This window comes from Kribbella sp. VKM Ac-2571, assembly GCF_004362255.1.
Taxonomy (GTDB): domain Bacteria; phylum Actinomycetota; class Actinomycetes; order Propionibacteriales; family Kribbellaceae; genus Kribbella; species Kribbella pratensis.
Genome location: NZ_SNWS01000004.1, coordinates 109640 through 124061, shown reverse-complemented (window position 1 = coordinate 124061; position 14422 = coordinate 109640). Strand labels below are relative to the sequence as shown.

The following is a 14422-nucleotide window of genomic DNA, read 5'->3' as shown; positions in this document are numbered from 1 at the left end:
CACCGGCCGTTGCCGCCCGCAATCTCAGTCGCGTTCGACCAGCAGACCGCGGGCGAAGGCGTCCGTCGCCGCGCGGAGCAGGCGCTTCAGCTGCCTCGGGTTACGTTGCAGGCGGTCCTGCCGCCAGCCGAGGCTGATGATCCCGTTCCACGAGGACCACAGCACGGTCGCCACCTCCTGGGCGTTGACCTTGCGGATCGTGCCGGCCTTGATACCGCGCTTGATCGCGTCGACCATCCGCCGGTTCTGCTCGTCCACCGAGTCCGCCAACCGATCCGCGAGTTCCTGTCCCGCGGCGTAACTCCCCGGCTCCGCGGGAAACGCCAGCATCCGGAAATACTCCGGATTCGCCAGATAGAACGCGAGATACTCGTCGGCCGCGGCGTACAACTGCTCGACCGGCCCGCGACCCTCGACGTACGCGAGGTCCATGAACTGCCGATCCACGACAACGGCCCGCTCGACCAAGGCGGCGTACAGCCCGGCCTTCGATCCGAAGTGGTTGTAAACCGACCCGACCGCGACACCAGCAGTGGCCGCGATCTCCTCGACCGTGACGTCGGCGACGGATCGAGCCGCGAAGAGCTCTTCGGCAGCGCTCAGCAACGTATCGATCGTCCGCTGCGCCCGTGGATCCACCATCCTGCAACCATTCCACAAACCTCACTGGAGGAGGTCAGCGGTCAGGCAGGTTGAGTCGCTTCAGTCGCTCGTACGCGCCGAGGATGTGCTTGTCGATTCCGTCCTGCGCAGCTTGCGGATCCCCCAGAGCCAGCGCGTCGCGCAACTCCTTGTGCTCGCTGTAACCGACCTCCAGGAAATCCGGGAAACTCGCGTTCCGTGCCCGCAGGAAAACGGTCACCTGCCCGCGGATGGATTCCCAGACGCGCTGCACGCGCGAGTGGTCGCAATACGCGTAGATGATGTCGTGGAACTGGAGGTCCAGCCGTACGGCGTCCTCCGGATCGATCTTGGTGTCGACGCTCTTCATCTGCTCCAGGACCTCGTCCATCTGGGCGAATCCCGCGCCCTGCATCCGGGTGCACGCACGGCCGGCTGCCAGTCGCTCGATCGCGCCGCGGAGGGTGTGCACCTCCTCCACATCGGTCCTGGTCAAGGTGCTGACGAACGCCCCGCGGTGCCGCCGGAGCTCGACATGTCCCTCCTCCTCGAGCCGGGCCAGCGCCTGCCGGATCGGCCCGCGGCTGACCTTGAGCGCCTCGGCCAGCTCGGTCTCCTTGAGATGCTGGCCCGGCTGGAACCGGCCGCCCGTGATCATTTCCCGGAGCACGTCGGTCACCAGATCACCGAGAGCGCGCTGCGACGGCAGCGGGGACACGACGTCGTCGGGGATCAAGCCGACCACCTCCTCAAGCCAGTTACCGCCAGTATCCGATGCACTCTAACCCCTCTGAAGCGTCGCTGTAGATTGTAAACAATTACCCATTGACAGTAAACGAAGTGCCGAGCAGACTCTGAAGCTCCCGCTCAGGCAGAGAGAGGTCACGACGCCGATGACCACAGACATCTCGGTTCACACCGGACGCAGGGCACTCGGCCCCTTCCCGCCCGCCGCTCCCCGGAATCCCGACGCACCGCACGTCACCGCGGCGACGATCGAGGTCGACGCCGCGGAGATCGAGAGTCCGCTGACGCGCATCTGGGAGAGCTTCGGGTATGACGAGTTCAACTGGACGTACATGCCCACCGGCAAGCGCCTGCTGCAGACCTTCGCCGACTTCTCCGGCGCCGGTTACTTCGTCCGGCCGCACTACATGTACTGCTCCGGCAGCGGATTCGGCATCCCGCACTGGAGCTCCGGCAACGTCTACCACGAAGACGCCGACGGCAATCCGTATTACGACTTCACCCTGCTGGATCAGGCGTACGACGCGATTGTCGGCGCCGGACACCATCTACTGGTCGAGCTCGGCTTCACTCCGCGCGATCTGCTGCCACCCGAGGCCGCCGAGCTGACCGTCGTACCGAGCCCGACCGCCTACACGAACTACGAGGCAGGTGCCTGGGGATATCCACCCAAGGACTACGAGAAGTGGGCGGGCCTGATCAGCGCCACGGTTCGGCACTGCATCGATCGCTACGGCGAGGCCGAGGTGAAGACCTGGCTCTGGGAGCTGTGGAACGAGCCGGACATCGACTACTGGCGCGGCACTCTCGATCAGTACAACGAGCTCTACACCGCAACGGTGCAGGCGATCCGCGCCGTGCTGCCCGAGGCGAAGGTCGGCGGACCGGCCGTCACCAGCGGCGGATTGAATTTTCTGCAGGGTTTCCTGGACTACACCTCGCGTCGCGGCGAGCCGCTGGACTTCATCTCGTACCACACCAAGGGCTGCCACTTCCCGACCCGCGACTACCGCCCGTTCGCCGAGCCGGCGGCCGAGCAGCTCAGCCCGTCGTCGACGAAGATGCTGTACGACCTGCGCGAATTCAACCGGCTGATCGGTTCGTACGAGGCGTACGCCGAGTTGCCGGTGATCGTCGACGAATGCGACGCGGCGGTGCCGGCGCACTTCGGACGCTACGACAACCGCAACTACAGCTTCCAGAACACCGAGTACTACCCGGTCTTCCAGGCCAAGCTGATGAAGAAGATCCTCGATCTGAACGCGACCGAGCCGGCGCAGGTCGCGTACGCCACCTCGTGGAGCTTCTACTTCGAGGCCGAACGCTACTTCGAAGGCACCCGCTCGTTCCTCACCGCGGGTGGCGTCGAGAAGCCGTTCCTCAACGCCTACCGGATGCTGTCGTTGCTCGGTCCGGACCGTCTCCGTACGACGTCGGACGCGGCCTGGCAGGTCGGCGAACTCGAGGGCACCGACGGCAGCAGCATGCCCGAAGAAGTCGACGCCCTGGCTTCGCGCTCCGAGGACGGGAGCGTCGCCGTACTGGTCTGGCGGCACATCGACGACCAGTACCAGACCAGCCCGGACCTGACACCGGTGACCTTGACCTTGCGCAATCTGGCGGCCGGGTCGTACCGGTTGCGGCATCTGCGTATCGACGCCGATCACAGCAATGCCTTCACCGTCTGGCAAGGGCTCGGCTCGCCCCAGGACCCGACCGCCGAACAGTTGGCCACGATCAAGAGCCGGCAGGGTCTCGAGGAGTTCGAACCGGAACGCAGCCTCACGGTCGACGGCGAGGTGTCTCTGGAGATCTCACTACCGTTGCCGTCGGCATCGTTACTGATCCTCGAACCAAGCAGCTGATCGCGATGATCACACTCAATAACGGCGTACAGGTCCCCCAGCTCGGCTTCGGCGTCTTCCAGGTCCCGCCGAGCGACACCCAGCGCGTGGTCGAGCAGGCGATCGAGATCGGGTACCGGCACATCGACACCGCAGCGGCGTACAACAACGAGGCCGGCGTGGGTGCCGCCGTACGAGCCAGCGGTCTTCCGCGCGACGAACTGTTCGTCACCACCAAGTTGCGCAACGGGGAGCACGGTTACGAGTCAGCACTGACGGCGTACGACGAAACTCTGCAGCGCCTCGGCCTGGACTACGCGGATCAGTATCTCGTGCACTGGCCCCACCCGACTGCCGATCGCTATGTCGACAGTTGGCGTGCACTGGAGCGGATCTACGCCGAGGGGCGAGTACGGGCGATTGGCGTGTCCAACTTCCTGCCCGAACACCTGAACCGCTTGGCCAAGGAGAGCGAGATCGTTCCCGCGGTCAACCAGATCGAGCTCCATCCCAGCTATCAGCAGCGCGACCTGACCGAGCTGTGCCGCGAGCGGTCGATCGCGATCGCGGCGTACTCTCCGCTCGGTCAGGGGCACGATCTCGATCTTCCGGTACTGGCGTCGATTGCCGACGCTCATCACGTGACGCCGGCCCAGGTCGTACTCCGTTGGCACCTCCAACAAGGGCACTTCGTCATCCCCAAGTCGGTCTCTCCCGAACGGATCCGCGCGAACTTCGCTGTCGGCGGTTTCGAACTGGCCGACGACGAGATCGCCTCGATCACCGCGCTGGAGAACGGCCGGCGGATCGGCAACGATCCCCGCACCTTCGCGCTCAGCCAGATCAGGTAGCCGGATCATGACTGGCAGATCTGTGCGACTCAGGACCACCTGGATCTGGATCTTCCTCGTGCCGACCGTCGTGCTGTACGGCGTTTACACCATCTACCCGATCATCGCGAGCTACTGGTACTCGCTGGTCGAATGGAACGGTTTCGACGCCGACCAGAAGTTCGTTGGCCTGAGCAACTACCGTGAAGTCTTCGCCGATCCGCTGTTCTGGAACTCGTTCAAGGTCACGTTGCTCTTCATGCTGCTGGTGGTGCCGGCGCGGGTGTTGCTCACGTTGCTGCTGGCAATGGTGCTCAATTCGCCGAAGCTGCCCCTGATCGGCTTACTGCGTTCGGCGTTCTTCATCCCGGTGGTGACCACAACGGCGATCATCGGCGTGGTGATGCGCTTCATCCTGGATCCGGCCAGCGGACCGGTGAGCACGGCGTTGACGAAGCTCGGGTTCGGCGGCGTCGACTTCCTGGGCGATCAGCACCTGGCCCTGCCGACGGCAGCCGTCCTCTACGTGTGGAAGTTCTTCGGCGTCACGATGATCTACTGGCTCGCGGCACTGCAGACCATCCCGTACGAGTTGTACGAGGCCGCCCGGATCGACGGCGCGGGCACCAGGCAACTCTTCCGGCACATCACGCTGCCGATGCTCAAGCCGTTCCTGATCATCATCACCGTGCTGACGGTCGAGGAGACCTTCCACAACTTCGACCTGATGTACACGCTGACCGGCGGTGGACCGTATTTCCACACCGAGATCATCGAGATCTACATCTACCGCTGGGCCTTCGCCGCCTCGATCCCCCAACTCGGCCACGCCTCCGCGGCCGCAGTCATCTTCGGGCTGCTGGTCGCCGTCGTCGGAGCCCTTCAGTTGTGGGGCGTGTACGCGGGTCGCCGGCTGAGAGGAGAGCAGCGATGACAGCGCAAGTCGTCGTACGCACGGATCGGCAACGGCGGCTGTTGCACCGGCTGCCTTGGTGGATCGCCGCGCTCTTCCTGGTGGGTATCGCGGTGCTCTGGATCTTCCCGTTCCTGTGGATGCTGTCGGCATCGCTCAAGGACAACATGGAGATGTTCGCGGGCGGCCTGAAGCTGTGGCCTTCGAAGTTCGTCTGGGACAACTACGCGCGGGCGTGGAACGACGCGCACTTCGGCCGGTACCTGATCAACACCGTCGTCACCACAGTCATCACCGTTCTGATCGTCACCATCCGCTGCGCGACCGCGGGCTATGTCCTGGCCCGTTACCGATTCCGCGGGTCCAAGCTCTTCCTCGGCGTACTGATCGCGACACTCTTCGTCCCCACCGGCTACACGATCATCCCGGTGGTCAAGATCTCGATGCAACTGCACCTGATCGACTCGCTGGGCGGAATGATCCTGGCGCTCAGCGGCGGGGCGTACGTGTCGGCGATCCTCTTGTACTACGGATATTTCCGGCAGATCCCCCGCGAACTGGAGGAGGCCGCGGTCGTCGACGGCGCCGGGTTCGTTCGTATCTTCTTCTCGGTGATGCTGCCGCTGGCGATGCCGGTCACGGCGACCGTCGCGGTGCTCACCTTCATCACGACCTGGAACGCCTTCTTCCTACCGCTGGTGTTCACCTTCAGCCGGCCCGACCTCCGGACGGTGAGCGTCGGCATGCAGGCGTTCGTCGGCGAGACCGCGACCGACTGGGCCGGCATGGCCGCGGCCGGGGTGATCTCGATCGTGCCGGTGGTCGTGCTCTTCATCTTCCTGCAGCGCTACTTCGTCGAGGGAATCTCCGGAGCAGTCAAGTCCTAAGGAGTGGAAATGACCGGGATGACACGTCGCAGTCTGCTCGGCGCATCGGTACTCGCCGCCGTCGGAGCCGCGACCGGATGCAGCGGCTCGAGCTCGCAGACCGGCAGCACGAGCGGAGGCGCCACCGGAACGCTGGACTGGTGGGACCACTTCAGTTCGTTCAAGCACCTCAATGACGACTGGGCCAAGACGCAGTCGTCGTCGCTGAAGACCAACGTCGCCCATACGTACTACGACGCGTCCAAGGCGACCCAGGCGTTCCAGTTGGCGCATCAGGCGAACAAGATGCCGGACGTCTACTCGAATGTGATCGGGCTCCCGTTGCCTGCCCTGGTGAGTGGCAAGTGGGTGCACGAGGTCACGATCCCGGCTGACATCAAGTCCAAGCTTCCGAAGGACGCGTTCACCGAGGGCGTCACCCAGCTGGACGGCAAGCTGTACGGCTTTCCGATGTTCAGTTTCCGGCAGAGCTCGACGCTGGTGTGGGTGAACAAGGACCACTGGTCCAAGGCCGGACTCGATCCGAACAACGTCCCCACGGACTACGCCACGTTCAAGGACGCGTTGGGGAAGCTGAAGTCGGCCGGGATCCAGCCGCTCACGCTGGCTATGGGCGCGGACGGCGGGCGCATCCGCGACCAGGTCGATGACCTAGCCCAGGCTGCGGGCTTCCCCGGATACCAGGGTCTGCAGTTCACCACCGGCGAGTACGCGTACCACCACGATGCCTACGTCACGGTGATCGAGTTCTTGAAGCAGCTGAACGACGACAAGTTGATCATGCCGGGCTCCAACAACTTCGGTGTCGTCGATGCTCGCACCCGGTACGCATCTGGAGCGGTCGGGACGTTCATCGACGGCATCTGGTGTGCCGGTGGATCGAAGGCGCTGGCACCGACGATCGTGGACAAGCTCGCCTCCGGACAGATTCTGGTGCCGACCTCCGGCATGAACCCGTGGTGCTACCGCGGCCGGCCGGCTGCGGCGTACTTCGTTTCCGCCGACAGCAAGAATCCCGACGTCGCCGGGAAACTGATCGCGTCCTTCATGTCCGACGACTACCAGAAGGGAATGGTCGAGGCGATGGACCAGCCGCCGCTGAACCTCGACCTCGTCGCGTCGTCGAACGTGGTCGACGCGTACAAGTGGGGCGTCGAGTACTGCAAGAAAAACGTGTTCCTGATGCCGCAGGCGATCGTGAAGAACCCCGCGATAGCTCGCGTCGACGCCGTGCGCAAGCCGGTCACCCCACACGTCGGCAACATCGTCCAGGGCTACCTGGGCGGATCGATCAAGGACCTCAAGGCCGAACTGAAGAAGCTGAGCGACGCCACGTCGGCCGACCGCGCCCAGGCCCTGACAAAGGCCAAGGCCGCCGGCGCCAAAGTCTCCGAAGCCGACTACGTCTTCAGCGACTGGAAACCCGGCCAGGACTACGGAGCCGCCAAGTGAACGCCGACACCGCCGCCGAAAACACCGCCGACCACGCCGCGGATGCGCCCGGCGCGCGCACCGCGGTCGTGACCGGCGCGGCATCCCCCCGCGGCATCGGCCGCGCCACCGCATTGCTCCTCGCCGAACAGGGCTGGAACATCGGGCTCCTCGACATCGCGCCCTGCGACACCCTGGCCGCAGAAATCGTTGCCGCCTACAACGTGAAAGCCTTCAGTGTCACCGCCGACGTCTCCGACGAACCCGCCGTCCGCACCGCGATCGACCACCTGGAATCCGCCCTCCCACCGCTAGCAGCGCTAGCAAACATCGCCGGCGTCAGCTCCCCCGTCCCCTACCTGGAACTGACCTCCGACGAGTGGCACCGAGTCATCAACACCAACCTCAACGGCGTCCACTACGTAACCCGCCGAGTAGCCGAATCCATGGTCCGCCACAACTACGGCCGAATAGTCAGCATCTCCTCCACCTCAGCCCAACGAGGCGGCGGCACCTACAGCAAAACCCCGTACTCCGTAGCCAAAGCAGGCGTAATAGGCCTGACCCGAGCCCTAGCCCGAGAACTAGGCCCCCACAACATCACCGTCAACGCCATAGCCCCCGGCCCCATAGCCACCGAAATCATGGGCGGCCCCCTAACCCCCGAACGCCGAACAGCCCTAACCGCCGACCTAGTAGTCAACCGCATAGGCGAACCCCACGACGTAGCCTCCGCAATCGCCTTCCTACTATCCGACGACTCCAGCTACATCACCGGCCACACCCTCAACATCGACGGCGGCCTATACATGCACTGACCCGCCGGCAGACCAACTAATGAAGGGATTGCTAGCTGCACCGCGCCGACTGACAACAGGCAGGTCGTGGCGAACCGCATTCTCGGAATCTGCGACTGCAGGAAGGCATACATCCGCGAGAGGCGACATCGTTGAAGTACCCCGACACGGCCTCGGTTGCGACGGCGGTTCGACCTAGCGGGTCAGGACGAGAACGATCTCACCTGCGCCGCTCGGATCCACCCCCAACCACTGGCGCCCCTGACGGCTTCATCGCCCATCGCGGCGCGAGGTCGCTAGGTCGCTGGGAGACACTTGGCTAGTGGTGGGGAGTTCATGACTCCGCTCCTATCAGGTCACCGCGGAACGCCTTGGCGAGGACAGCCTGGGAGCTCTGGTTGACGCGGTCCGACGCTAGCTCGACACGAGCGAGCAGTGCATCCGCCAAGCTAAGCATGCGCGATGCCCTCCTCACGATCTCTCGCTGCTCCTCGATCGGTGGTAGCGGCAAGGGCATTGTTGCGAGCTTGGTACCATTGATGTTCGATTGACTAACACCATCGGTTTTGACATGACGGGCCCAGACTCGTCCCCACGCCGAGTTGATCCAGTAATTTACAAAGTCGGCCTCGGCTACCTTCTCAGCAAAGCGCACCCTGATCAAGTAGGACGCGAACGTCATCGGCGTATTCTCGTGGAAAACTGCCGCCTTGCCCACGAGTTCAGGACTGTTGGTCCGGTTGAAGAGGAGGTCTCCGTTCTGGAGCATGAGGCGTTCGATTTCGCGGTCGATAGGGCAGTATTTAAGATCGGTAACGTCAAGTCGACCATCCTGGATGTTGCCCATCCTTAAGACCGGGATTCCGTCGGGCGATGCCTCGGCACGCTTTGACGTTCCGTATTCCAAGGCGGTGGACGCTCGGCCTACGGTGGTGAGTGTGTAACTATCGGGAAGGCCCGGAAGAGCAAGATCGCTAGGGTTGTTGGCCGCAGTGCGTCGAGCCTTTCGGCCGGGTGCCGCTGCAAGTGCGGCTTCTACTGATTGCGCATCTGGATTCGCCTCGCGCCAGTCGGCCGTGAGCCGGCCTGAGCAAGCCGCAGCGAGGACGGCTTGACCGAAGCGTTCTATCGAGCGCCGAGCGCGAACGAGGTGGCCCAGCGCTGAAGCCCTGCTCTCGGAAATCTCGGCCACACGGACGGCGATCTGACGCTGTACATCAAGTGGGGGAGTAATGAGCTGCGACTCATTGAGCTTTCCCTTGGTAATATGCGCAAGACCAACACCGCCCTGTGCCTCGGAGATATAGTCGTTGAGGTTAAAGTCGAGAGCCAGCTTTAGGAAGTCGCGATCGAAGTCCTCGGAGGAGAAGTCCACTCGGAAGATATGCTGGTTAATCCAGGCCTCGGGGCCATCCCACACATGGGCGCCGAATGATGTACCCGGGGTGCCCGACCATGCAAAGAGGAGATCACCCGGATCGGCTCGAAAGCGGTCGGGCAGATCGCCGTCGAAGTAGTTATGAGTAGCAGAATCCGATTTAAGATTCTGAATGCGAATGATCGGTCGACCCAACTGGCTCCACTCGGACGTCTTGAAGGCGTACCCATTACGCAACTTCAGGACATCTCCGACTCGTCGACGCGTCCACCCCGGCGGAAGAGTTTCCGCGTTCCCCGTCACGACTGCCCTCCATTGCCCTCGAGGAGATGCTGGATGTCCGCAAGGTCATCTAAGGCGAGCTGAAGCTCTCCCATAACTTCGGTGATTAGCTCCTCGGGTTCCGGGATGTCGTCGGGATCGTCGAGCTCCTTATCTCGAATCCACTTGAAAGCATCGAGCTTGTAGTGATGCGTCTTAATCTCATCAATGCTGAAGCTACGCCAGCGACCATCCGTCGAGTCAGCATCAAGGCGCTTGCTACGGCCGTTGGGGTCGGCGCCATAGCACGCCTCAAACTCAGCGAAGTGCTTAGCAGCGAGCGGTCGGCTTGTCTTCGTGATCTTTGGGACATTGGCACGGGCATCATAGATCCAGGTGCGCTTGGTAGATTGTCCCTTAATGAAGAAGATGACGTTGGTTTTAGTGCCCTCAGTGTAGGGGCTGAACGTGCCGCGGGGACAACGGAGCACGGTGTGGACGTCACAGTCCTGCATCAGCAGCTCGAAGACCTCCCCTGCCTGATTCGCGAAGAGGACGTTGTCGGGAACGACGACTGCTGCGCGCCCGCCCGGCTTGAGGGTAGTGAGGACGTGCTGGAGGAAATTCAGTTGTTTGTTACTCGTCGAGACGACAAAATCATCGCGCACGGGCGCCTGGTTGGCACCCTTCGTGCCAAACGGCGGGTTGGTGAGGATGACATCAAAGCGTTGACCGCTCGGCTCCTCATAGATGGAATCGCCTAGCGTGATGTGCGGCTCGACCTGGTGTAAGTACATGTTCATCAGCGCCAGACGCCGTGGCCGCGCGACGAGTTCTTGACCGAAATAGGTCTGCTTGCGTACGCGGCGGGCGGTCTCACGGTCAAAGGCGCCACCAGTCTCGTCTTTGAGCCACTCGTAGGCAGCAACCAGAAAACCACCCGTACCACACGCCGGATCGCCGATGGCGAAGTCCCTACTCGCACGAGGGTCAGGCTTGACGCAACGCACCATGGACTGGATGAGCAGGCGCGGCGTGAAGTACTGGCCGGCGCCCTTCTTGCCTTCGGCCGCTGCCTTCTCTAGCAACCCTTCGAAAACTGCGGCCTTGATGTCTACGTCGAGCGATGTCCACTCAGTCTCGTCGATGATGCGGATGAGCTTCTGGAGGTTGACTGGGTTAGCGAATCGGCTCTGGGCTCCACTGAAGATGTCCCCAAGGATGCCGCGCTCCTTGCCAAGAGTGCGCAAGGCCTCGATGTAAGAGTCGGACAGATCCGTTCCGCTCTGTTTGCGGAGGTACTTCCAGTCGGTGTTCTCGGGAAGCTCAAGACCTCGCTCGTCGGCCATCTTTATGAAGAGCAAGTAAGTCAACTGCTCGATGTAGTCTCCGTAGTCCACGCCGTCGTGGCGCAGGACGTGGCAGAAGCCCCATAGTTTTCCAACAACATCCGTCACGCTGCTACTAGCTCCTCATTAAGTTCATTGATCAGCTCGGTGAGACGCCCCTCGAACACCCGGTTGGCACGCCCCCAACCGCCATGGTCGGACAGTACTGGTATCGCCTCGAAGTCGTCTCGCTCGATGGAGAGGTTGGCGACAAGATGTTGCCGAATGTACTCGATCCACTCTGCCTGGGCTTTGCTCAGACTGCGGCCCGCGACCACCCTGTCAACGGCCTGGTTGACCCGCTCCTCGGCCGTGAGTAACGGGGAGGTCTCGACCGCTGCGCGTTTGACCATCGAGATGATGTCGGCCAAGGCCTTCTGATGAGCTGCGTGGAAGGCTCGCTGAAGGTTGACCTCGGTGAAGTGCTCAGGAGCCTGCGTTAGTGCCTGACGCAGTTCGGTTAATGGCGCAGCGCCCCAGTCCTTGGGACGTGACAACAAGATCGAGATGGCCTGGACCTGATCCTGGCGCTCGTGAACGAAGGAGGCGAAGGCCTCCAGGTACTCGCTGGGTTTGTATTCCTGCCCTGTGCCGGCCCGGATGAGCCACTCGGAGGACACCTCGTCGGTTACGCCTGGGGCGACGAGGAAGGTGCGTTGGGCACGTGGGTAGTCGACGAGCAACTTCTGAAAGTCGGGATCCCGCAGGATGCGCATGGTGTCAACGAACGTACGGCGCAGCAGAGCTGCGAGATCCTCGGCGAAGGCGGCAATATCGCCACCCGGAATGAAGCGAGCGAACAATTCGCGCGCGTCGCCGGACATCTGCTTGTCGATGCGCTGGAGGCGTTTGGTGAGTCGGCGCGTGTTATAGGCGCGATCCTTGTTCTGCCAGATCTCTTCGATGATCTGCGCGATACTCTTGCCGTCCCCTTCGGGTTGTTCGACGGTCATGCCGGTGGTGTTGCGGAAGTACTCAAACAGCGTGCCGTCGAAGCAGTCGAAGACCACGAAGTGTGACTTGTCGGGGTACTTTTCGCCCTTGCGTGTGCCACGGCCGAGCATCTGCTCGAACAGGATGCGAGACTTCACCGGGCGCAGGAAGACGATGTACTCGAGGTCAGGGATGTCAACGCCTGTGGTAAGCAGGTCGACGGTGACGACTATCCCGGGATTGGGGCGGTTGCGAAACTCCCGGATCCGCTGAAGTGGCCTGTCGACCCGTCCGGTGATCTTGGCAACGAACGATTCTCCGCGTCCGAAGGCGTCGCGTGCCAACTCCACGAGCTGGTCGGCATGGGACGTGTGCGGCAGGTCGTTAGCAGCGAAGATGAGCACCTTGGGGAAGCGGCCATACTGCTCTTCGTGCGCGTCCGCGAACGCCTTAAGCTCCTGGATGATCTTGCGGTTCGAGTCTGGCGCGGTAATCTTGCGCTCGACCTCCGTGGCGTCGAAGCTGCGTTCGTCCTCCAGAAGGTCGAGATGTCGGGTGCCGGTGTCGGGGTCGACCTCGTCAACCTGCTCACCTTCGTTGAGGAAGACGCCGTTCATGCGCACGTTCGAGCGGACTCGGACGACGTCATAGTCGACTAGGTGCCCTTCACGCACGGCGCGGTCATACTCGTAGCGGAATACGAGGTTCTCGAAGTACGCCACGGTGTGCGCCGCCGGCGTGGCCGTGAGGCCGACTTTGACGGCATCGAAATGATCGAGCGTCGTCCGCCACACTGACATGTCCTTAGCGGAGTACCCGCGATGGCACTCGTCGGCGATTATCAGGTCGAAGGCGTGGATGGGAATGTTGAGCTGGTCAACATCAACATCTGCCGCCTCATCGCCAAGCGTGAGCGCACCCTCGCCACCGAGGAGGTTCATCGCCATTCGTTGGATCGTGCAGACGTAGACGAAGGCATCGCCCAGCTTCGGATTGGTCAGCAGCCCGTTGGGCATCACGTTGGGGTCCCAGGTACCACCCTCTTCCAGATCGGACTGTTGGAATCGCTGGGAGTACACGGGATAGATCTTGTCAAACTTCAAGCCCGGCTCAGCCTCAAACGACGAGAACGCGCGCACAGCCTGGGCAGCGAGTGCCTTGCGGTCGACGAGGAACAGCACGCGCCGCGCTGTACCGGATTTCATGAGGCGGTAGACCTCGTTGACCATGGTGAGCGTCTTGCCCGTGCCGGTGGCCATAGCGACAAGCATCTTGCGTTTGCGATCTCGAATTGCCTGCTCGATGGCGGCGTTAGCCTCGACTTGGTACGGCCGCATTCGAAGGTTCTGCGGAATGAACCCGAGCGCCTCAATCTCCGAGTCGAAGTCACGGGCGAGCATCTCATCCAGGGCAGCTGGTGTGTGGAAGCCGGACACGCGACGGGAGCGGTTGAGCTCATCTCTGATGTCATGGAACCAAGTCACTTCGCCGTTGGTCGAGTACAGGAAGGGCACGCCGAACTCACCCTGATGTTTTGGCGACTGACCGATGCCCCTCGAATATCGCTCAGCTTGGACGAGCACACCTTGAGGACCAAGCGTCACCTTCTTGGCCTCTACGACGGCGCGGACCTCATGAGCATCACAGAGTGCGTAGTCGGCTGGGCCTGCGCTGGTGGGATACTCCTCAAAGGCCACGCGCTTATACGGACGTGTGTCAGTTCCGCGAAATGGAAGGATTGACCAGCCCGCAGCCTTGAGGCGAGGATCGATCCGCTGCTTCCTTGTCTGCCTCTCTAGCTCTGTGGACATTCCACCCCCTTGGATAGCGCTGCGATGGCCTTAAGGCCGTCGCCTATCAGGACAGCGTAGGACCTAGCCCCGACAGGGGCCCGTAGCTCTCGGCACAGACATCTGAAGTCCACCTGTCGCAGTCTCGGTTCGTGCCGCTCGTCAGTACATCGGAAGGATGCGGTTCCCCGTTACACACTGTAGCTGTCAATCCGACCCAGGCGACTGCATGACGTCCTCGATCACGCTCGCCACAAAGACCGGCTCGTCGTTCCGGACGTAGTGCCCACCGATGGGTGCGACCTTCTGTGTCTCACCCAGCGCAGCAGCAAGTTCGCGGTGGTTGCGCTGCCAGCGCTCGTCCAGCTGCTCCAAGCTGGATGGCCGCCGCAGGCCCGGCGTCTTGGAGTCCAATCAGCGGCCGACGCGGCTGGTGATGACAACGCTCGGGATGCTGCGGTCGCCGGCTGGCGGCGACTCCTTCAGGCCCCGAGAGCGGAATCGAGGCAGCGCGGATCTCGATCGATCCGTGGCCGGGATAGATCTCGCCGCCACGCTCGAACACCTGCGCCATCGGTTCGCATGGATCGTCGAGTCAGGAA

The 14422-nt window shown here is 62.6% G+C and carries 12 protein-coding genes; 6 read left to right on the top strand and 6 right to left on the bottom strand.

Features of this window, described 5'->3' with window-relative positions; all coding sequences use genetic code 11:
* Positions 1-24: 24 nt before the first annotated feature.
* Together EV651_RS10985 and EV651_RS10980 are read right to left on the bottom strand one after the other, a co-directional pair.
* Positions 25-642, bottom strand: coding sequence for a TetR/AcrR family transcriptional regulator (locus tag EV651_RS10985; protein ID WP_202870277.1), 618 nt, complete (start codon positions 640-642; stop codon positions 25-27).
* Positions 643-676: 34 nt separating this feature from the next.
* On the bottom strand, positions 677-1357 hold the full coding sequence (locus EV651_RS10980) for a GntR family transcriptional regulator (RefSeq protein WP_202870276.1): 681 nt from the start codon (positions 1355-1357) through the stop codon (positions 677-679).
* A 157-nt stretch (positions 1358-1514) separates the two neighbouring features.
* On the opposite strand from EV651_RS10980, the gene EV651_RS10975 reads away from it, so the two are divergent.
* Genes EV651_RS10975 through EV651_RS10950 form a run of 6 tightly spaced genes read left to right on the top strand, consistent with a single transcriptional unit; the run spans position 1515 to position 8091 of the window.
* Positions 1515-3233, top strand: coding sequence for a glycoside hydrolase (locus tag EV651_RS10975; RefSeq protein ID WP_133784799.1), 1719 nt, complete (start codon positions 1515-1517; stop codon positions 3231-3233).
* Positions 3234-3238: 5 nt separating this feature from the next.
* Positions 3239-4063, top strand: coding sequence for an aldo/keto reductase (locus EV651_RS10970; protein WP_202870275.1), 825 nt, complete (start codon positions 3239-3241; stop codon positions 4061-4063).
* Between the two features lie 7 nt (positions 4064-4070).
* Positions 4071-4976: a carbohydrate ABC transporter permease gene (locus EV651_RS10965; RefSeq protein ID WP_133784797.1), complete on the top strand. Its 906-nt coding sequence runs from the start codon at positions 4071-4073 to the stop codon at positions 4974-4976.
* Positions 4973-5842: a carbohydrate ABC transporter permease gene (locus EV651_RS10960; RefSeq protein WP_133784795.1), complete on the top strand. Its 870-nt coding sequence runs from the start codon at positions 4973-4975 to the stop codon at positions 5840-5842. The genes EV651_RS10965 and EV651_RS10960 overlap by 4 nt, the downstream gene beginning before the upstream one ends.
* A gap of 9 nt (positions 5843-5851) precedes the next feature.
* Positions 5852-7294 (top strand): ABC transporter substrate-binding protein, encoded by a 1443-nt coding sequence (locus EV651_RS10955; protein WP_133784793.1) that lies wholly within the window; start codon positions 5852-5854, stop codon positions 7292-7294.
* A complete protein-coding gene (locus EV651_RS10950; protein ID WP_133784790.1) occupies positions 7291-8091 on the top strand; it encodes an SDR family NAD(P)-dependent oxidoreductase in 801 nt (266 codons plus the stop codon). The genes EV651_RS10955 and EV651_RS10950 overlap by 4 nt, the downstream gene beginning before the upstream one ends.
* Positions 8092-8404: 313 nt before the next feature.
* Here EV651_RS10950 and EV651_RS10945 read toward each other — a convergent pair whose 3' ends face one another.
* The 4 genes from EV651_RS10945 to EV651_RS41345 form a co-directional block, all read right to left on the bottom strand.
* The gene (locus EV651_RS10945; RefSeq protein ID WP_133784788.1) at positions 8405-9751 is read right to left on the bottom strand and encodes a restriction endonuclease subunit S; all 1347 of its coding nucleotides are present in this window, start codon (positions 9749-9751) and stop codon (positions 8405-8407) included.
* The gene (locus tag EV651_RS10940) at positions 9748-11166 is read right to left on the bottom strand and encodes a class I SAM-dependent DNA methyltransferase (protein ID WP_133784786.1); all 1419 of its coding nucleotides are present in this window, start codon (positions 11164-11166) and stop codon (positions 9748-9750) included. The genes EV651_RS10945 and EV651_RS10940 overlap by 4 nt, the downstream gene beginning before the upstream one ends.
* A complete protein-coding gene (locus EV651_RS10935; RefSeq protein ID WP_202870274.1) occupies positions 11163-13727 on the bottom strand; it encodes a type I restriction-modification enzyme R subunit C-terminal domain-containing protein in 2565 nt (854 codons plus the stop codon). Before EV651_RS10935 ends, EV651_RS10940 begins: the two co-directional genes overlap by 4 nt.
* Positions 13728-14027: 300 nt before the next feature.
* The gene (locus EV651_RS41345) at positions 14028-14195 is read right to left on the bottom strand and encodes a hypothetical protein (protein WP_166658576.1); all 168 of its coding nucleotides are present in this window, start codon (positions 14193-14195) and stop codon (positions 14028-14030) included.
* Between the last annotated feature and the right edge of the window lie 227 nt (positions 14196-14422).

Excerpts from the sequence above, each read along its gene's own strand:
- EV651_RS10960 (WP_133784795.1), top strand. The coding sequence starts at position 4,973 with ATGACAGCGCAAGTCGTCGTACGCACGGATCGGCAACGGCGGCTGTTG.
- EV651_RS10955 (WP_133784793.1), top strand. The coding sequence starts at position 5,852 with ATGACCGGGATGACACGTCGCAGTCTGCTCGGCGCATCGGTACTCGCC.
- EV651_RS10970 (WP_202870275.1), top strand. The coding sequence starts at position 3,239 with ATGATCACACTCAATAACGGCGTACAGGTCCCCCAGCTCGGCTTCGGC.
- EV651_RS10985 (WP_202870277.1), bottom strand. The coding sequence starts at position 642 with ATGGTGGATCCACGGGCGCAGCGGACGATCGATACGTTGCTGAGCGCT.
- EV651_RS10965 (WP_133784797.1), top strand. The coding sequence starts at position 4,071 with ATGACTGGCAGATCTGTGCGACTCAGGACCACCTGGATCTGGATCTTC.
- EV651_RS10975 (WP_133784799.1), top strand. The coding sequence starts at position 1,515 with ATGACCACAGACATCTCGGTTCACACCGGACGCAGGGCACTCGGCCCC.